The organism is Roseovarius sp. (assembly GCF_965228755.1).
GTDB lineage: Bacteria > Pseudomonadota > Alphaproteobacteria > Rhodobacterales > Rhodobacteraceae > Roseovarius.
In genome coordinates, this window is record NZ_CBDDIG010000005.1 from 15365 (window position 1) to 32979 (window position 17615).

The 17615-nt window shown below is 68.0% G+C and carries 16 protein-coding genes; 6 read left to right on the forward strand and 10 right to left on the reverse strand.

The window, feature by feature from the left end:
* The 3 genes from ACO07J_RS03440 to ACO07J_RS03450 all read left to right on the forward strand — a co-directional run bounded on the left by ACO07J_RS03440 (nucleotide 1) and on the right by ACO07J_RS03450 (nucleotide 3258).
* Nucleotides 1–1731 (forward strand): ABC transporter ATP-binding protein/permease, encoded by a 1731-nt coding sequence (locus tag ACO07J_RS03440; protein ID WP_422026335.1) that lies wholly within the window; start codon nucleotides 1–3, stop codon nucleotides 1729–1731.
* Nucleotides 1728–2456: a hypothetical protein gene (locus ACO07J_RS03445; RefSeq protein WP_422026337.1), complete on the forward strand. Its 729-nt coding sequence runs from the start codon at nucleotides 1728–1730 to the stop codon at nucleotides 2454–2456. Before ACO07J_RS03440 ends, ACO07J_RS03445 begins: the two co-directional genes overlap by 4 nt.
* Nucleotides 2457–2586: 130 nt before the next feature.
* Nucleotides 2587–3258 carry a ChaN family lipoprotein gene (locus ACO07J_RS03450; RefSeq protein WP_422026339.1) on the forward strand — a complete coding sequence of 224 codons (672 nt, stop codon included), beginning with the start codon at nucleotides 2587–2589 and terminating at the stop codon, nucleotides 3256–3258.
* Here ACO07J_RS03450 and ACO07J_RS03455 read toward each other — a convergent pair.
* The 5 genes from ACO07J_RS03455 to ACO07J_RS03475 all read right to left on the reverse strand — a co-directional run bounded on the left by ACO07J_RS03455 (nucleotide 3255) and on the right by ACO07J_RS03475 (nucleotide 9191).
* Entirely contained in the window at nucleotides 3255–4745 is a 1491-nt protein-coding gene (locus ACO07J_RS03455; protein ID WP_422026341.1) for an AMP-binding protein, read from the reverse strand. The genes ACO07J_RS03450 and ACO07J_RS03455 overlap by 4 nt on opposite strands.
* Complete coding sequence (gene sauS / locus ACO07J_RS03460) at nucleotides 4742–6145, reverse strand: acylating sulfoacetaldehyde dehydrogenase (RefSeq protein ID WP_422026343.1); 1404 nt, start codon at nucleotides 6143–6145, stop codon at nucleotides 4742–4744. Before sauS ends, ACO07J_RS03455 begins: the two co-directional genes overlap by 4 nt.
* A 62-nt stretch (nucleotides 6146–6207) precedes the next feature.
* Nucleotides 6208–7176 (reverse strand): tripartite tricarboxylate transporter substrate binding protein, encoded by a 969-nt coding sequence (locus ACO07J_RS03465; protein WP_422026345.1) that lies wholly within the window; start codon nucleotides 7174–7176, stop codon nucleotides 6208–6210.
* 42 nt (nucleotides 7177–7218) lie between these two features.
* Nucleotides 7219–7683: a tripartite tricarboxylate transporter TctB family protein gene (locus ACO07J_RS03470; protein WP_422026347.1), complete on the reverse strand. Its 465-nt coding sequence runs from the start codon at nucleotides 7681–7683 to the stop codon at nucleotides 7219–7221.
* The gene (locus ACO07J_RS03475; protein WP_422029689.1) at nucleotides 7680–9191 is read right to left on the reverse strand and encodes a tripartite tricarboxylate transporter permease; all 1512 of its coding nucleotides are present in this window, start codon (nucleotides 9189–9191) and stop codon (nucleotides 7680–7682) included. Before ACO07J_RS03475 ends, ACO07J_RS03470 begins: the two co-directional genes overlap by 4 nt.
* A 128-nt stretch (nucleotides 9192–9319) precedes the next feature.
* Here ACO07J_RS03475 and ACO07J_RS03480 point away from each other — a divergent pair, with 128 nt between their 5' ends.
* Nucleotides 9320–10333, forward strand: a complete 1014-nt coding sequence (locus ACO07J_RS03480; protein ID WP_422026349.1) for a LacI family DNA-binding transcriptional regulator — start codon at nucleotides 9320–9322, stop codon at nucleotides 10331–10333.
* Nucleotides 10334–10347: 14 nt separating this feature from the next.
* On the opposite strand, the gene ACO07J_RS03485 is transcribed toward ACO07J_RS03480, so the two are convergent.
* Nucleotides 10348–11130 carry an IclR family transcriptional regulator gene (locus tag ACO07J_RS03485; RefSeq protein ID WP_422026351.1) on the reverse strand — a complete coding sequence of 261 codons (783 nt, stop codon included), beginning with the start codon at nucleotides 11128–11130 and terminating at the stop codon, nucleotides 10348–10350.
* A 97-nt stretch (nucleotides 11131–11227) separates the two neighbouring features.
* Between ACO07J_RS03485 and ACO07J_RS03490 the strand changes: the two genes are divergently transcribed.
* Nucleotides 11228–13357, forward strand: a complete 2130-nt coding sequence (locus ACO07J_RS03490) for a malate synthase G (protein WP_422026353.1) — start codon at nucleotides 11228–11230, stop codon at nucleotides 13355–13357.
* Nucleotides 13358–13371: 14 nt separating this feature from the next.
* Nucleotides 13372–13791, forward strand: a complete 420-nt coding sequence (locus ACO07J_RS03495) for a GlcG/HbpS family heme-binding protein (protein WP_422026355.1) — start codon at nucleotides 13372–13374, stop codon at nucleotides 13789–13791.
* 22 nt (nucleotides 13792–13813) lie between these two features.
* On the opposite strand, the gene ACO07J_RS03500 is transcribed toward ACO07J_RS03495, so the two are convergent.
* Genes ACO07J_RS03500 through ACO07J_RS03515 form a run of 4 tightly spaced genes read right to left on the reverse strand, consistent with a single transcriptional unit; the run spans nucleotide 13814 to nucleotide 17577 of the window.
* On the reverse strand, nucleotides 13814–14857 hold the full coding sequence (locus ACO07J_RS03500) for an ABC transporter ATP-binding protein (protein ID WP_422026357.1): 1044 nt from the start codon (nucleotides 14855–14857) through the stop codon (nucleotides 13814–13816).
* Nucleotides 14857–15642, reverse strand: a complete 786-nt coding sequence (locus ACO07J_RS03505; RefSeq protein ID WP_422026359.1) for an ABC transporter permease — start codon at nucleotides 15640–15642, stop codon at nucleotides 14857–14859. The genes ACO07J_RS03500 and ACO07J_RS03505 overlap by 1 nt, the downstream gene beginning before the upstream one ends.
* Nucleotides 15639–16505 (reverse strand): ABC transporter permease, encoded by an 867-nt coding sequence (locus ACO07J_RS03510; RefSeq protein ID WP_422029691.1) that lies wholly within the window; start codon nucleotides 16503–16505, stop codon nucleotides 15639–15641. The genes ACO07J_RS03505 and ACO07J_RS03510 overlap by 4 nt, the downstream gene beginning before the upstream one ends.
* Nucleotides 16506–16536: 31 nt before the next feature.
* Nucleotides 16537–17577 (reverse strand): ABC transporter substrate-binding protein, encoded by a 1041-nt coding sequence (locus tag ACO07J_RS03515; protein WP_422026361.1) that lies wholly within the window; start codon nucleotides 17575–17577, stop codon nucleotides 16537–16539.
* Between the last annotated feature and the right edge of the window lie 38 nt (nucleotides 17578–17615).

Below are 17615 nucleotides of genomic sequence, written 5' to 3' on the forward strand. Positions count from 1 at the left end.
ATGTGCGCCGTTCTCCATCGCATCACCCGCCTGACCCGGCTCGCGGCCTCCGGGCCGGGGGCCTGGGTCGGGCTCACCATGTTCGGCTCGGTGCTCGGCCTGCAATTCGCCGACATCTGGGTCGATGTGCAGATGATCGCCTGGTACAAGCGCTTCTACGACGCGCTGGAAAACCTCGATGCCGCCGCCGCGATCCGCGAGCTCTGGGTCTTCGGCGGCATCGTGCTCCTGTCGTCCATGATCTTCCTGCTGGGCGACTACATCCGCAAGCGCCTGCTCCTGCGCTGGCGCGCCCGCCTCACCGACCGCGCCCTCGATGCCTGGACGAACGGGCACGCCTACTGGCACCTGCGCCCGGGCCTCTCGCCCAAGTCCGTCGACAACCCCGACCAGCGCATCGCCCAGGATTGCCGCCTCTATATCGAGCTTCTGCTGCAGGAAACGCTCGACCTGATCGGCCGCATCGTGGCGCTGGTCTCCTATGTCGTGATCCTCTGGAACCTCTCCGATTTCGTCCTCCGCCTGCCGGTCTTCGGCCGCGAACTCGCCATTCCCCATTATCTCGTCTGGCTGGCCTTCCTCTACGTGGCCGTCTCCAGCGTCTTCACCCACCTCATGGGCCGCCCGCTGAAATCCCTCGTCTTCCGGCAGGAACGGCGCGAGGCCGATTTCCGCTACGCGCTCGTCCAACTGCGCGACAACGCCGGCGAGGTCGCGCAATCAGCGGGCGAGCCGGCCGAACGCCGCCGCCTCGCACAGCGCTTCGACGGCATCCGCCACAACTGGTATCGCCTCATCGGGCGCGAGTTCATCCTCGGCCTCTTCACCCGGCCCTATTACCAGTCGATCCTGCGCATCCCGCTCTTCTTCGCGCTGCCCGCCTATTTTGCCGGCGCGGTCACGCTGGGCGGGCTGATGCAGCTTTCCGGCGCCTTCGGCCGCGTGACGCAAACGCTCAGCTGGTTCATCTTCTCCTACCGCGACCTGGCCGAGTTCGCCGCCGTCGCCGAACGGCTCGACGACCTCTTCGCCAGCGCCGACCGGCCGCCGCCGATGCCCGGCGCGGCCCGCGACATCATCCGCACCACCGCTTCCGACGACGCGCTGCACGTGCGAGGCCTGCGCCTGGTCACGCCGCAGGGCAGGGCGCTCTTCCCCGTGCCCGACCGCACCATCCACCCCGGCGAACGGGTCTGGATCGCCGGCGCCTCGGGGCAGGGGAAAAGCACGCTGCTCGCGGCCATCTCGGGCGTCTGGCCCTATGGCGAGGGCCAGATCGACCGGCCCGCGAACCGGATCCTCTACCTGCCGCAGAAACCGCACCTCTTCGGCGAGGGGCTCGCCGCCGCCGCCTGCTACCCCGAGGATCCCGCCGATGTCCCGCCGGAACGCATCCGCCAGGTGCTCAGCCAGCTTGGCCTCGAACACCGCCTTGCCTCGCTCGACGATGACGGCCCCGGCGCGCTCGAAGGGCTGTCGATGGGCGAGCGCCAGCGCCTCGCGCTGGCCCGTGTGCTGCTGCTCCGCCCCGCCTGGGTCGCCCTCGACGAGGCCACCAGCAGCCTCGACGCCACCGCCGAGGCCGAGATCCTGTCACTCATCAACCGCGCGCTTCCCGACACCGCGATCCTCTGCGTCTCGCACCGGGATCCGTTCCCGCTCGCCCCCTATTCGATCTGGCAGATTGGCCTGCCGCAACAGGAACAAACCCAACAAAGGAACACCGCATGACCGACACCACCCAGGATACACCCCAGGATACCACCGAGACCGCCATGGGCCGCTGGCGTCTCGACGGGGCAGACCCCGCCGCCATCCTGCAACGCCTGCCGGAGATGGATCGGGTAATGCTCGCCATCCGTCTCGACAATTTCATGCATGAACGGCTCGGCACGGTCGACAGCGTCACCGTCGAAGGCGGCCGCATCCGGATCACCGGCCCCGAACAGTCCGCCGACCTGCCGGCCGACGCCTTCGCCTCGGTCGTGCTCGACATCAGCACCATCATGCGCGACAAGCTCTACCCCCGGCTCGAATTCCTCGATGCCGCGGGCGACCGCCTCTTCTCCGTCACCGGCCTCGAAGGCGCCGCCCCGATGGAGGCCGCGCTCGCCGACCTCCCCCGCACCCCGCTCCCCACCGAGCCGCCTGCGCCCCGCGACACCACCGACCCGGACGAGATCGACCCCGCCGACCCCGGCCTCGCCCTCCTCGAAAAGCTGCAGGACAGCGCCCAGCCCGTCACCATCACCGCCGAGCTTTCCGGCCTCACCCAAAACTGGCAGGGTACGATCGAGAAAATCGTTCCGATGGGCGGATATATCAACGTGATGACCAAGGGCTTCCACCTCCACCTCGCCGGCGGCAGCGTCGCGGGCTGGGAAACCGATGCCGACGGCCACCGCGCCCTCGACACGGATGGCGCGCCCACCGGCCTGCGGGTAACCCCGGCATGAAGGCGGGCGACTGGTTCGAACCCGGCACCGGCACGCCGCTGGCCTATCCCGACCTGATCGCCCGGGCCGCCGCGCCCCGGCGGTCCTGCTTGGCGAAACCCATGACCGCGCCGATATCCACCGCTGGCAGATGCACGTCTCGGCAGCGCTGCTGGCCCATGGCCGCCCGGTCGTGCTGGGCTTCGAGATGTTCCCCGCCCGGCTTAACCCGGTGCTGGCCGAATGGGTGGCAGGCCAGCTCGACGAGGAGACTTTCCTCGAGCGCGCCGAATGGGGCGAGGTCTGGAACTTCCCGCCCGAGCTCTACCTGCCCATCTTCCGCTTCTGCCGCGACACCGGGACCGAGATGATCGGCCTCAACTGCCGTCGCGGGCTGGTCAGCGAAGTGGGCAAGCTCGGCTGGGACGAGATCACCGAGGAGGCCCGCGAAGGGCTCACCCCGTCCCGCGACGCCTCGCCCGATTACCGCCGCTACCTGTTCGAGGTCACCGGCGGCGCCCGCCCCGACCGTCAGGCCCAGTCCCCCGAAGACCCCGCCTTCGACCGGTTCGTCCGCGCCCAGCAAACATGGGACCGCGCCTTCGCCTGCCGCATCGCCTCCCGCGCGGCGCAGGACGACGCGCCACTCGTCATCGGCATCATCGGCCGTGGCCACCTCGAATTCCGCGGCGGCACGCCCTGGCAGCTCGAAGACCTCGGCATCCCCGACGCCATGGTCTTCCTGCCATGGGACGAAGGCACACCCCACCACCCCGGCCAGGCCGACGCTTCCTGCGTCATGCCCCGCCTGCCTGCCGGTTAAACCCCGAGTATATCCGCCAGCTTCAGCCGCTGGATCTTCCCCGACGGCCCCTTGGGCAATTCGTCGAGGAAGTGAATCGCATCCGGCGTCTTGAACGCCCCCAGCTTCCCACGGCACAGCTCCAGCAATTCCTCCGCCCCGAGGCTGGAACCCTCCCGCACGGCGACCGCCGCCTCCACCGTCTCGCCATACTTGGCACAGCGCCGCGCAAACGCCGCGGCCTCCACGACGTCGGGATGCGCATAAAGCGCCTCGTCCACCTCGCGCGGGGCGATGTTCTCGCCCCCCTTGATGATCAGCTCCTTCAGCCGCCCGGTGACGAAGACATACCCCTCGCCATCCATCCGGGCCAAATCGCCCGTCCGGAACCAGTCGCCCCGGAAACTCGCCCCCGTGGCCTCGGGGTTCTTCAGATACCCCAGCATCACGTTCGGCCCCCGCACCACGATCTCGCCCTCGGCCTCCGCCGCCACCGGCTTCCCCGCCTCGTCCTGTATCGCCACTTCGCAGCCATAGGCGACGCCCGACGACCCGATCTTGCGCACCTTGGGGGGCAGGGGGTTCGACAGGATCTGCGCCGCCGTCTCGGTCAGCCCCATCGTCTCGATGATCGGCACCGAGAACCGGCTCTCGAACGCCGCCTGGGTCTCCACCGCCAGCGCCGACGAGGCCGAACGCCCGAAGCGCAGCCGCCCACGGCACGCCTCGTCCGGTCCCCCCTCGCCGTGCAGCAGGTGGGAAATGATCGTCGGCACCGCCGAGAACCACGTCACCCCGCCATCCCCCGCCTGCGCCCAGAACCGCGAGGCCGAGAACCGCCCCACCATCGCCAGCGACCCGCCCGAGACCAGCGCGCTCATCACCGTCACGCACAGCCCGTTGATGTGATAGACCGGCAGCACGCAGAACCCCCGGTCCTCCGGCGTCAGGTCATGGGCAATCGCCGTGGTCCACCCCCCGGCCATCAGGCTCGCATGGCTGTGCAGCACCCCCTTCGGCCGCCCCGTCGTGCCCGACGTATACATCAGGAGCGCATGATCCCCCGGCGCCACCTCGTGCAGCGGGCCGTTCCCGTCGCCCTCCGCGCCGATCACCTCCACCCCGGCATCGTTCGCCGCGTCGAACTGCTCGCGACAGGCGGGATGCACGAAGGCAAACCGCGCCTCTGAATGCTCCAGCGCATAGGCGATGGCATCCCGCCCGGCGGCCAGGTTGATCATCGTCGCCCGAAACCCGCCCGCGAGCGCGCCGAAAAAGGCGGTGATCCCCTCGCGGCTGTTCGGCGCCACGATGGCCACGCTCTCGCCCTTCGCCACGCCCAGCCCCGTCACCTGCCGCGCAAACGCCAGCGCGTCCGCGCGCAACTCCGCCCAGCCCAGCGACGTGCCGTCCTCGGGAAACACGATCGCCGTGCCGCCCCCCTCGGCCCGCCGGTCGAGCCACGCGCCCACCGTGCCCCCGGGCGGCGTTTCCCGGTCCAGCGTCATGCCCCGGCAGCTTTCCAGTAATCGCCGAAAATCTCCTCGAGGCTCGGCTCGTTCGGCGGGATCTCCCGCACGATCCGCGTCGTCTGCAGGAAATGCTTCCAATGCACGTTGTCATTGACCGAATTCCCGCCCCAAGCGCCACAGCCCATCGACAGCGAGAATTTCATCCCGTTGGTGAACGACCCGCCCGTCGCGAATGTATGCGCCTGGTTGACGATCACCCGGCTGGTCGGCACCGCCCGCGCCAGCACCATCGGCCGCGCGTCATCCCCGGTATGCAGCCCCACGGAATGCCCCGCGCCCTGGTGCCTCTGGATCCGTCCGGTGATCTCCACCGCCTCCTCGAAATCCTTCGCGCCATAAAGCGCCAGCACCCGGCTCAGCTTCTCCTCCGACAGTGGATGCCCCGGCCCGATCCCCTTGGTCGGCACGGCGACATATTCCGTCCCCTCCGGCACCTTGCCCGTCAGCCCCAGCGCCTCGATCATCCGGTCGGCATCCTGCGCCACGACCATCCGGTTCAGGTGCCCGTCGGGGAAAAGCGCGGCCACCACCGCCGCCTCGTCCTCCACCACGGCCCCACCGGCGCGCGCCATCTCCTCCACGAAAGCCTCCCGCACGGCATCCACCACCACCACGGCATTCTCCGACGAGCAGGACGTGGCATTGTCGAAGGTCTTCGACGCCCGGATCTTCTCGGCCGCCGCCGCCAGGTCGGCGGTCTCGTCCACGATCACGGTGACATTGCCGGTGCCCACCGCCACGGCCGGCGTCCCGGCCGTCTGGGCGCGATGCACGTTGTTCTGGCTGCCTGTCGCCACGATCAGATCGCAGCTTTCCATCAGCCGCTGGGTCTTCTCCTTCGATCCCGGCGCCGGCACCATCTGCACAAGCTCCGGATCCTCGCCGATCTTGGCGAACTCGGCGTGAATGAATTCCAACAGCCGCTCGCAGCTCGCCACCCCCTTGGGCGAGGGCGCCACCACGATGGCATTGCCGCATTTGAGCGCGTTGATGATGTTGTTGGCGGGGGTCGCTCCCGGGTTCGTCGAGGGCACGATCGCCCCGATCAGCCCCATCGGCCGGGCGATCTCGGTCAGACCCGTCGCCGCATCGTCGCTGATCACCCCGTAGGTCGTAACCCCCATGATATCCCGCAACAGCCCAAGCGTCTTCCGATGGTTCTTGACGATCTTGTCGGTCACGTTGCCCAGCCCCGTCGTCTTCACCGCCAGCTCGGCCAGCTCCCGGTTGCGGCCGGGCTCCATGATCGCCCAGCCCACGGCCTGTGCCGCCCGGTCATACCGCTCCTGGCTGCCCTCCGCGTCGTAACGGGCCTGCGCGGCCCTTGCGCTGGCGATCACGGCATCGAGCTCGGGGATCGGGTCAATCGCGTTCATCTTTGAAAACCTTTCCGTAAGCCGGGGCGCGCAGGCCGTCCCGCGCACCCCGCATTGCTGGTTCAGAGACCGGCCAGAAGCTCCTTCAGCGTCGCTTCCCGCGCCTTCCACATCTCGATCACCTCGTCCCGCGTCATCACGTGCATGGGCGAGCCGCCGGCCTTCATCTTGTCGGCCACGCGCGAATTCTCGAACATCGTCGGCACCACCTCGGCCAGCTTGTCGATGATCGGCTGCGGCGTGCCCTTGGGCACCATCACACCGCGAAAGTTCACGCTGGTATTGTCGATGTCGAAGCCCTGCTCCTGCATCGTCGGCACGTCGGGCAGGAAGTCGCTCCGCTCGGTGTCGAAGACCCCGAGAATCTTCACGTTCCCCGCCTCTTTCGCGCGAAACGCGTCCGACAGGTTGTTGACCCCGCCCAGAACCTCGCCCGCGATCACCGCCTTCATGGCCCCGGCGCCGCCCGCGTTGTTGGGAATATAGGCCAGCTTCACCCCGGCCGCCTTCTCAAGCTGCAGCGCGGCGATATGGTGCCCCACGTAAAGCCCCGCGCCCGAGAAGGTCAGCCCGCCGGGGTTCTCCTTGGCGTAGGCGATCACGTCCTCCATCGAGTTGAACTCACTGTCCGCGCCCACGACGAACACCGCCGGGTCGGCGCCCCAGTTGGCGATCGGCTCGAAACTGTCGGCGCTGTATTCCACCCCGCCCTCGATCGACTGGGCGATGAAATGCGGGATGTTGTAGGCGCCCAGCGTATAGCCGTCGGCCTCGGCCTGCGTCGCCAGCCAGTTCCAGCCGACACGCCCGCCCGCGCCGGGCTTGTTGACGATCGCCATGGGCATGCCAAGCGCATCCTCGTTGCCCGCCGTCATCGTGACGATCCGCGCCTGGAAATCTGTGGCGCCGCCCGCGCCATAGCTGACCATCAGCATCAACGGGCGTTCGGGGTAGTTCTCGGCCGAGTCCGCGGCTGCGGCCCCGGTCAGGCCCATCAAGGCGATGGACGCGGCTGCGAAAAGGGTCTTCATGGGGTTTCCTCCCTTGGATGTGATCTCTGCCGCTGTTGCGGTTCAGAGGAATATCTCCCGCGGCGTGTAGACGTTGAGCAGCACCGCGAAGAGGCCGTACATCACCGCGACGAAACCCGCGGTGACAATGATGCGCTTGACCCATGTCCGCACCGCGTCATGCGGCGCCGGGTCGTAAAGCGACAGAAGCAGGAAAAAGGCGATGCCCGACGCGGTGTAGAACCCCAGCGCCTGCGCCGCCCAGAAGACATAGACCAGCGCCACGACAAGCCCCGGCAGGATGTTCCGCAGCGCCTCCGCCGACAGGCCGATCCCCACCTTCGTCTTGCCCAGCACGGCCTTGCCGAAGGTCCACAGCGCCAGCACCACGAAGGCGGTCGAGATGATCCGCGGAAACAGGAAGGCCCGCGCCGGCTCGGACGTGTAGCTGATATAGGCCACGCCGATCCCCACCGCGGCGATCAGGCCGCTGGCCACGATATGCTGTGTGCGGGGCAGGTCGCTCATGGCAGGGTCTCCCCTCTCACGATGGCGTCTTCCTTGGTGGTGTAGCGCCGCTGCCGAAGCTCCATCCAGACCGAGTAGGCGACAGACGCCACCACCAGCCCGATCAGCGTCAGGTTCAGCAGCCCGGTAAAGAAATAGGCCCCGGTGCTCGACGTCGCGTTGGCGATCATCTGACCTTGAATGAAATTCGCCTCGGCAATCGGCCCAAGGATCAGCCCCAGCACCAGCGGCGCCGCCGACAGCCCGAACCGCTCGAGGAAGAACATGCCGGTCCCCAGCGCCATCATCACGTAAACATCGCCCATCGAGTTCTGAACCGAGTAGCTGCCGAACACCGCCAGCCCCAGCACCACCGCCGCCATCACCGCATTCGGCACCTGCGCCACCCGCGCCGCCAGCCCGGCCACCAACAGCCCGAAGACGCACATCAGGATCTGCCCCACCAGCATCGAGTTGATGAAGGTCCACGCCACGTCCGGGTAGTTCTCGAACAGGTCGCTGCCGGGGAAGATCCCGTGGATCAGCAAGCCGCCCAACAGCACCGCCGCCGTGGGCGAGCCGGGGATCGACAGCGTCAGCAGCGGCACCAGCGACGGGCCCACCATCGCGTTGTTGGCGCTCTCGGCGGCAATCACCCCCTCGCTGTGCCCGGTGCCGAACTTGCGGCTCTCCGGGCTCATCCGGCGCGACTGGTCATAGGCCACCAGCCCCGCGATCTGCCCGCCCACGCCGGGGATCAGCCCGATGAACGAGCCCGTCAGCGTCCCGATGGTCAGCGCCCGCGACCGGCGGAACACCTCGCGGATGGCCTCGGTGATCGGGTGCCGCCGCACGCTCAGCACCTCCGCCTCCCGCTCCCGCCGGCCCTTCAGGAACATCGAGATCACCTGCGGAATGGCGAACAGCCCGATCAGCGCCGGGATCACGTTGATGCCCCCCGACACGCTGGAATGAAAGATGAAGCGCTGGGCGCCCATGATGTCGTCGAAGCCGATGGTCGACAGCCACAGCCCGATGCACCCCGCCAGCAGCCCCTTCACCACCGAACTGGAATCGAGCGACCCGATCACCGTCACCCCCAGGATCGCCAGCCAGAACAGGTGCGACGGCCCGAAGGCCAGCGCCCATTTCGCCAGCACCGGCGTCAGGAAGATCAGCAGCAGCACCCCGAACACCCCGCCCACGGCCGACGCCACGAAGGACAGCTGCAACGCCCGCGCCCCTTCGCCCTTCTTGGCCATCGTGTGCCCGTCGAGCGTCGTGGCGATGTTCGCCGGCGCCCCGGGGATCTTCAGCAGGATCGCACTCACCGCCCCGCCCGCGACGGTCGAGGTATAGGCGGCGCCCAGCAGAACCAGCCCCTGCGTCGCGTCCAGCCGGAAGGTGAACGGAATGAGCAGCGCCACCGCCATCGTCGGCGACAGGCCCGGCGTCGCGCCAAGGATCAGCCCGCCGATCGTCCCGATCAGCAGCAGGCCGAAATTGATCGGCGTGAACACGTCACCCATATACGCCAGGAACTCCACGCAGCCCTCCTCCCAAAACGCATTGTGGTTGACGCTCCACGGTAAGAGATGAAAATAGTAATGCAAATGTTTTCATAAATAGGCGTCAATACACGGGGCAACCATCGGAAATGAATGAGAAAAAGGCAGATATCCTCGCCGTTGCAAAGGCCGCCCGCGTCTCCCCCTCGACAGTCTCGCGCTCCTTCAACCACCCCGACCTGGTCAAGCCCTCGACTCGCAAACGCATCGACAGGGCGGTCCGCCGGCTGGGCTATATCCGCAATCGCGCGGCCCAGACGATCCACGGCATCCGCAGTGGCACCATCGGCCTGATCGTCCCCACCATCGACCAGGCGATCTTCGCCGAACTGATCCAGAGCTTCTCCGACGCGGTCGAGGAGACGGGCTTCACCATCCTGCTCGCCTCCCACGGCTACAGCCTCGACCGCGAATATGCCCTCACCCGCAAGATGCTCGAACACCGGGTCGACGGCATCGCCCTGATCGGCCTCGACCACGCCACCGACACCTACGAGCTTCTGGCCCAACAGAACACGCCGGCCCTGCTTCTGTGGAACTACGCCGAAGACGCGCCGCTGCCCTGCGTCGGCTCCGACAATTACCGCGCGGGCCACCTGATCGGCACCCATGTCGCGTCCCTCGGCCACCGTCATATCGCGGCGGTCTTCCCGCCACTCCACGGCAATGACCGCGCCGCCCAGCGGCTTCAGGGTCTCACCGACGGCCTGCGCGCCCATGGCGGCGACCCCGAGATCCTGCAACGCGAAACCCCCTACAGCGTCGCCGACGCCAAGCAGGCCGTGGCCGAGCTCATGGCCGCGCCCCGCCGCCCCACCGCCATCGTCTGCGGCAACGACGTGCTGGCCTGGGGCGCGCTGCACGCGCTCGCCCGGCTGGACATTTCCGTGCCCGGCGACGTCACCGTCACCGGCATCGGCGATTTCCACGGCTCGCAGGATTTCGAACCGGCGCTGACCACCGTCCGCATCCCGGCCCGCGCCATCGGCGCCCGCGCGGCCGAAACCATCACGGAGATGATCACCGGCGACACCCCGGCCCAAAGCCTCGCGTTGCCGCCCGAGCTCATCATCCGCGCCACCTCCGCCATGGCGCCCACCTGATCACCCCGGCCTGATCACCCCGGCGCCGCCACCCCGCCCAGCTTCGCCGTCAGCTCCGCCGCCGCCCGCGCCACCGTCTCGCCGATCGCCCCGATCCGGTCGTCCTGCAGCCGTGCCGCCAGCCCGGAAACCGAGATCGCACAGGCCGCCTCGCCCTGCGGCGACCACACCACCGCCGCGACACAGCGCAGCCCGGTCACGTGCTCCTCGTCGTCCAGCGCAAAGCCTCTCTCCCTGATCCGCGCGATATCTGCCATCGCCGTCTCCAGCCCCCGGTGCGAATGCCCCGTCTGCGGCCGGAAGCCGGTGCGCGCGGCAAACGCCGCGATATCCGCATCCTCCCACGTCGCCAAAATCGCCTTGCCCATCCCCGAACAAAACGCCGGCACCCGCCCGCCGGGGGGCGAGATCGCCCGCATGATCTCGCGGCTTTCCACCTGGCTGATCGTCACCAGCTCGTCATTGTCGAGAATGCCAAGGTTCGCCGTCTCCCGCGTCACGTCCCGCAGCCGCCGCAGGTAGGGCAGGGCGGGCGCCACGAAATTGTGCCGCCGCCCGAACGCCGCGCCCACCGCGAACGCCTCCCGCCCGACATGCCACAACGCCCGCTCCGGATCGAACTGCGCAAACCCCTGCAGCTCCAGCGTCGTCAAAAGCCTGTGCGCCGTCGACACTGCCAGCCCCGATTCCCGCGCCATGTCGCTCACGCGCACGCCCTCGTCATGCCGGCTGAGGATCTTCAGCAGGCCAAGCGCACGCGCGACGGATTGAACCCCTTCGGTGGTCTGAGTGCCCATTCGGTATACCTTTCCATACAATGGAAAATATTTTTCCGTTTCTTACAAGCCTGCAAGGCCTGCGCTAGGCGTGACGCAACGCAACGGAGGATGAAAAATGACCGCGTATGTAGACCGCCACGGGCTCTCCGTGGCCGAACCGCTTGCAAAACTGATCGAGAACGAAGTCCTCACCGGCGTCACGCCCGACGCCTTCTGGTCGGGCTATGCCGAGCTCTTGCGCGACCTCGCGCCGGAAAACGCGGCCCTTCTCGCCAAGCGCGAGAAACTGCAGGAACAGATCGACAACTGGCACACCTCCCGCCAGGGCCAGCCCCACGACCCCGCCGCCTATCGCGACTTCCTGACCGAGATCGGCTACCTCCTGCCCGATCCCGCCCCCTTCACAGTCGAAACCCAAAACGTCGACCCCGAAATCGCCTCCATCGCCGGGCCCCAGCTTGTCGTGCCGGTGATGAACGCCCGCTTCGCGCTCAACGCCGCCAACGCCCGCTGGGGCTCGCTCTACGATGCGCTCTACGGCACCGACGTGATCGAGGGCGAAGCGCAGGGCGACGGCTACGATCCGGACCGCGGCGCCAAGGTCATCGCCTGGGCCCGCGCCCATCTCGACGCGGTCACGCCCTTGGCGCAAGGCAAATGGGCCGATGTCACCGCGCTCTCCGTCGCGGATGGCACACTCTCCATCACCCTCGGTGACACCACCACCCAACTCTCCGACCCGGACCAATTCGCCGGCCACACCGACAGCGGCAACGTCCTCCTCACCGCCCACGGCCTGCTCATCGAACTGGTCATCGACCCCAAGTCTCCCATCGGCAAGGACGACCCCGCCAACATTGCCGACGTCAAACTCGAAAGCGCCCTCACCGCCATCCAGGATTGCGAGGATTCCGTCGCCGCCGTGGATGCCGAGGACAAGTGCCTCGCCTACGCCAACTGGCTCGGCCTGATGCGCGGCGATCTCGAGGACAGCTTCGAGAAGGGCGGCAAGACCGTCACCCGCCGCCTCAACCCTGACGTCACCTATACCGACCCGCAGGGCAAAACCGTCACCCACTCGGGCCGCGCCCTGCTGCTGGTGCGCAACGTCGGCCACCTGATGACCACCGATGCCGTGCTGATGGACGGCGCCGAGACCCCCGAGGGCATGCTCGACGCCGCCGTCACCGTCGCCGCCGCCATGCACGACCTCGGCAAGGACGGCCCGCGCAACTCCCGCGCGGGCTCCGTCTACGTGGTCAAACCCAAGATGCACGGGCCCGAGGAAGTGGCCTTCACCGACACCCTCTACGGCCGCGTCGAAGACCTGCTCGGCCTGCCGCGCCACACCGTCAAGATCGGCGTGATGGACGAGGAACGCCGCACCTCCGTCAACCTGCTCGCCTGCATCGAGGCCGTGAAGAACCGCTGCGTCTTCATCAACACCGGCTTCCTCGACCGCACCGGCGACGAGATCCACACCTCCATGCAGGCGGGGCCCGTCGTGCCCAAGGGCGAGATGCAGAAATCCAAGTGGCTCGCCGCCTACGAGGCCGGCAATGTCGATGCGGGCCTCTCCGCCGGCATGGCGGGCCGCGGCCAGATCGGCAAGGGCATGTGGGCCAAGCCCGACGAAATGGCCGAGATGCTCGAGGCCAAGATCGGCCACCCCCGCGCCGGCGCCAACACCGCCTGGGTCCCGTCGCCAACCGCCGCCACCCTCCACGCCACCCATTACCACCATGTCGACGTGGCGGCCCTTCAAGAGCAGATGAAATCGCGGCAGAAAGCCTCCCGCGACGATCTCCTGACCCTCCCGCTGATGACCGGCCGCAACCTCTCCGCCGACCAGGTCCGGCACGAGCTCGACAATTGCTGCCAGTCCATCCTCGGCTACGTGGTCCGCTGGGTCGACCAGGGCATCGGCTGCTCCAAGGTGCCCGACATCAACGATGTGGCCCTGATGGAAGACCGCGCCACCCTGCGCATCTCCTCGCAGTTCCTCGCCAACTGGCTGCTGCACGGCATCGCCTCCGCGGACGAGGTCGAAGCCTCGCTCAAGCGCATGGCCCCCAAGGTCGACGCCCAGAACGCCCACGACCCGGCCTACACCCCCATGGCCCCCGGCTTCGACGGGCCGGCCTTCACCGCGGCGCATGACCTGATCTTCAAGGGCACCGAACAGCCCTCGGGCTACACCGAACCCCTGCTGCACGCCGCCCGGCGCGCGGCCAAGGCCAGCTGAAAGGACACCATTCCATGATGACCGTCACCCGCCTCGACCTCGAAGACGCCGGCAAGCTCCTCGCCGGCGCCCGCGCCAGGGCCAACGAAATCGGCGTGCCCATGTGCATCGCCATCACCGACGAAAGCGGCAACCTCATCGCCTTCGAGCGTATGGATGGCGGCAAGGTCACCTCGATCACCATCGCCATCGACAAGAGCTTCACCGCCTCCGGCGCGAAAAAAGCCACCCATGAATACGGCGAGGCCAGCCAGCCCGGCGCGCCCGCCTACGGCATCGCCTCGGCCATCTCGGGCCGGCTGATGGTGGTGGGCGGCGGCTTGCCCGTGGTGGTCGACGGCACCGTCGTGGGCGGCATCGGCGTCAGCTCCGGCACCCCGGCACAGGATCGCGACGTGGCCGAGGCCGGCATCGCGGCGTTCCTGTCGACCTGAAGCCAACCTCGCAGGCGGCGCCTCAGCCGGCCCCCGCCTGCGCCCCCGCCGGTATCACCAGCGTCTTCTCCACCGGCCAGCTCAGCCACACAAGCTCGCCCTCGGCCAGCCCGGCGGGAATGTCCTGATCGCGCGAGACCACCTTCATCTCCCCGCCATCCTCGCGCCTGACAAGACAGGTCGCCATCGCCCCGGCAAACACCCGCCGTTCCAGCACGCCCGCGCATCTCGACAGGCCCGCCCCCTCCGGCTCGGTCCGCGTCATCGCGATGGCCTCGGGCCGCACCGCCAGCACCGCGCCGGGCGCCGCGCCCTCCGGCGCGACAAGACCGGCCCCGACCCCGGGCAGGATATTCGCCTCGCCCAGGAAGGTTGCCGCGAACAGGTCGGCCGGCGCGTCATACACCTCCCTCGGCGGCCCGGCCTGCACCAGCCGCCCGTCGCGCAAGATCCCGATCCGGTCCGACAGGGTCAGCGCCTCCTCCTGGTCATGGGTCACCAGGATCGTGGTGATCCCGATCTCCCGCTGGATCCGCCGCAGCTCGAACTGCATGTCCACCCGCAACGCCTTGTCCAGCGCCGACAACGGCTCGTCCAGCAGCAGCACGCGCGGGTTGGTCACGATCGCGCGCGCCAGCGCCACCCGCTGCCGCTGCCCGCCCGACAGCTCGTGCGGCTTGCGCCCGCCGAACCCCTCGAGCTGCACCAGCTCCAGCGCCTCGCCCACCCGGCGCCGCTCCTCGGCCGCGCCCACTTTCCGCACCCGCAACCCGAAGCCCACGTTGTCGGCCACGCTCATGTTGGGAAACAGCGCGTAGTTCTGGAACATCATCCCGATATCGCGCTTCTCCACCGGCACCCGCTCCACCGGCTGATCCCCGATCCGGATGCGCCCCCGGTCAGGAAAGACGAAGCCGGCAATCGCCCGCAACAGCGTCGTCTTCCCGCTCCCCGACGGGCCCAGCAGCGCGAACAGCCCGCCATCCTCGAAGTCGAGGCTCACCTCGTCCAGCGCGGCAACCGTGCCGTACCGCTTGACGATTCCCTCCACCGAAACCCGCGCCATTACCGCTCTCCCCCGAAATTCGAAAACCGCGCCGCCACCAGCATCACCGCCATCGACACCACGATGATCAGGGTCGAGACCGCGTTGATCTCGGGCGTGAACCCCTTGCGGATCGCCGTGTAGATCACCACCGGCAAGGTGCTGTCCCCCGGCTCCGACAGGAAATAGGACACCACGAACTGGTCGAAGCTGATGGCGAAGGCAAACAGCGCCCCGGCGATGATCCCCGGCGCGATCCACGGCAGTGTCACCCGCCGCGTCACCGTCCAGCCCCCGGCGCCCAGCACCCGCGCGGCCTCTTCCAGCGTCGGATCGAACGTCGCCAGCCGCGCGGTCACCACCACGATCACATAGGGCAGCGCCAGCGCCACGTGCCCCACGATCACCGCCGGCGTCCCCCGGCCCAGCCCGATGCCGAAGAAGAACACCAGCATCGCCGTCCCGGTGATCAGCCACGGAATGGCAATCGGCGGAAACAGCAGCACCCGCAGCACCGCCTTGCCCCGGAACTCGTACCGGAACAGCGCCAGCGACGCCGCCGTGCCCAGCACCGTCGCGATCACCGTGGTCACCATCGCGATGCCCACCGACCGCCCGGCGGCCCGCAGGATGCCCCGGTTCTCGCTCAGCTTCTCGTACCACTCCAGCGTGAACTCGAACGGCAACTGGTAATAGGGCGAGGCATTGAACGACATCGCCGCCATCACAAGGATCGGCGCGTACAGGAACACGAGGATCAGCCCCAGCCACACCTTGCCCAGCCGTGCCAGCATCGCCCCGCTCATGCCTGCGCCCTTTTCAGCATCGGGCTCGCCACCGCGAGGATGAACAGCACCACCGCCAACAGGATGAACGACAGCGCCGCCCCCAGCGGCCAGTTATAGACCGCCACGAACTGGTCCTCGATCACCGTGCCGTAATAGGTGCCGACCCGCCCGCCAAGGATGCGTGGCTCCATGAACGCGCCCACCACCGGCACGAAGATCAGCACCGCGCCCGCCACCAGCCCCGGCAGCGACAAGGGCAGGATCAGCCGCCACAGGATCGTCAGCTTCCCGGCCCCCATCGACCGCGCCGCGTCGATCAGGTTGTCGTCGATCGCCTGCAACGCCAGGTACGAGGTCAGGATCACGTAAGGCAGGTAGGAATGCACCAGCCCGATCACGATAGCATGGGTGGTGAACATCAGGCTCACATCCACCTCGAAGGGCAAGAGCGCGTTCAGCCCGAGGTCGAGCACCCCGTTCCCCCGCAGCACGATCGCCCACGAGAAGATCCGCACCAGCGAGTTCGACCAGAACGGCAGGATCACCAGCAGGAACAACGCCTCCCGCGCCCGCCCCCTTATCGCCTTGGCCAGCACGTAGGCACAGGGAAACCCCACCAACAGGCACACCACCGTCACGATCAGCCCCAGCCGGACCGATTTCCACAACAGCGTGGCATAGGTCGGCGTCTCGAAGAACGCCCGGTAATTCTCCAGCGTGAACGCCCACTCCGCCCCGCCGAAGGGCAACTCCGTGACAAGGCTGAAGAACAGCATGGCCGACAGCGGCAGGAAGATCGCCGCTGTCAGCCACAGGTAGGCCGGCGACAGCAGGGCAATCAGCCCGGCCCGCGCACCGCCGATCGCCGTGCCGCCCGCCATGCTCACGCCCCCCGTCGCCCGGCCCGGCCGCCTATTGCGCCGCCTTCAGCTTCTGCCACAGCGCCAGGTAGGCCTCCCGGTCCTCGTCCGACACGGGCCGCTGGAACTGCACCCGCGCCACGACCTCCGGATCGCCCAGCACCTGCCGGTTGAACGCATCCTCCGGCAACGCCTCCGCCGCCTTGGCATTGGCCGACGCGGGCGCCCCTTCCTCGGCCCATTTCACGTAGAATTCCGGGTCGATCATCCAGTCGATGAATTGATGCGCCGCGTCCATCTTGGTCGAGCTTTCCGGAATCGACAGCCCGTCCAGCCAGCCCACGGCGCCTTCCTCCGGCACCACGAACTGCACCGGCAGCCCGCTGGCGATCGACCGGCTGGCCGAGCCCGACCAATAGGTCGCCACGTCCAGCTCGCCCGCCGCCATGAACTGGTTCCAGTCATTCTCCGAGCCCCAGTAGGTCTTGATCTGCGGCATCAGCGCGGTCAGCTTCGCCTCGATGGCCTCCATGTCGCCGATATCGTTGATGTCCTGCCCGGTGGCGATCGCCGCGAACTGCACCGCCTCCAGCGCATCGTCCCGGATCGACACGCGGCCCTCATGCGCCTCGTCCCAGAACACCTCGACACTCGTCGGCGCCTCCTCGAAGGCCTGCGTGTTGAACGCGTAAGCCGTCAGCCCCCAGGTCCACGGCACGCCGTACATCTCGCCATCGGCGTTGAGGTCCTGGTTCTCCGCCATGTCCGCCGGCACATCCGCAAGGTTCGCGATCTTCTCCTTGTCGATCGGCGCGATCAGCCCTTCCTCCTGCGCCTGCGGGGTAAAGGCCGCGTTGATCAGCACCACGTCATAGGCGCCCGGATTGGTCCGCAGCTTGGTCAGCATCTCCTGCTCCGAGTTGAAATACTCGTGCACCACCGTATGCCCGGTCTCCTCGGTAAACGCCTCCACCGCCCAGTCCAGGTCGGTGCCGTAGCCCTGCCAGTTCAGCACCCGGATTTCCTCGGCCTGCACCGCCCCGGCACCCGCCATCGCGGCCATCGCGGCCGCACAGATCAGTCTCTTGGTCATGGTCCTTGTCTCCCTTGTTGTTGGTCTTCGCTGTTATT

Coding starts and splice junctions, on each gene's coding strand:
- ACO07J_RS03440 (WP_422026335.1), top strand. CDS start 1: ATGTGCGCCGTTCTCCATCGCATCACCCGCCTGACCCGGCTCGCGGCC.
- ACO07J_RS03445 (WP_422026337.1), top strand. CDS start 1,728: ATGACCGACACCACCCAGGATACACCCCAGGATACCACCGAGACCGCC.
- ACO07J_RS03450 (WP_422026339.1), top strand. CDS start 2,587: ATGCACGTCTCGGCAGCGCTGCTGGCCCATGGCCGCCCGGTCGTGCTG.
- ACO07J_RS03455 (WP_422026341.1), bottom strand. CDS start 4,745: ATGACGCTGGACCGGGAAACGCCGCCCGGGGGCACGGTGGGCGCGTGG.
- sauS (WP_422026343.1), bottom strand. CDS start 6,145: ATGAACGCGATTGACCCGATCCCCGAGCTCGATGCCGTGATCGCCAGC.
- ACO07J_RS03465 (WP_422026345.1), bottom strand. CDS start 7,176: ATGAAGACCCTTTTCGCAGCCGCGTCCATCGCCTTGATGGGCCTGACC.
- ACO07J_RS03470 (WP_422026347.1), bottom strand. CDS start 7,683: ATGAGCGACCTGCCCCGCACACAGCATATCGTGGCCAGCGGCCTGATC.
- ACO07J_RS03475 (WP_422029689.1), bottom strand. CDS start 9,191: ATGGGTGACGTGTTCACGCCGATCAATTTCGGCCTGCTGCTGATCGGG.
- ACO07J_RS03480 (WP_422026349.1), top strand. CDS start 9,320: ATGAATGAGAAAAAGGCAGATATCCTCGCCGTTGCAAAGGCCGCCCGC.
- ACO07J_RS03485 (WP_422026351.1), bottom strand. CDS start 11,130: ATGGGCACTCAGACCACCGAAGGGGTTCAATCCGTCGCGCGTGCGCTT.
- ACO07J_RS03490 (WP_422026353.1), top strand. CDS start 11,228: ATGACCGCGTATGTAGACCGCCACGGGCTCTCCGTGGCCGAACCGCTT.
- ACO07J_RS03495 (WP_422026355.1), top strand. CDS start 13,372: ATGATGACCGTCACCCGCCTCGACCTCGAAGACGCCGGCAAGCTCCTC.
- ACO07J_RS03500 (WP_422026357.1), bottom strand. CDS start 14,857: ATGGCGCGGGTTTCGGTGGAGGGAATCGTCAAGCGGTACGGCACGGTT.
- ACO07J_RS03505 (WP_422026359.1), bottom strand. CDS start 15,642: ATGAGCGGGGCGATGCTGGCACGGCTGGGCAAGGTGTGGCTGGGGCTG.
- ACO07J_RS03510 (WP_422029691.1), bottom strand. CDS start 16,505: ATGGCGGGCGGCACGGCGATCGGCGGTGCGCGGGCCGGGCTGATTGCC.
- ACO07J_RS03515 (WP_422026361.1), bottom strand. CDS start 17,577: ATGACCAAGAGACTGATCTGTGCGGCCGCGATGGCCGCGATGGCGGGT.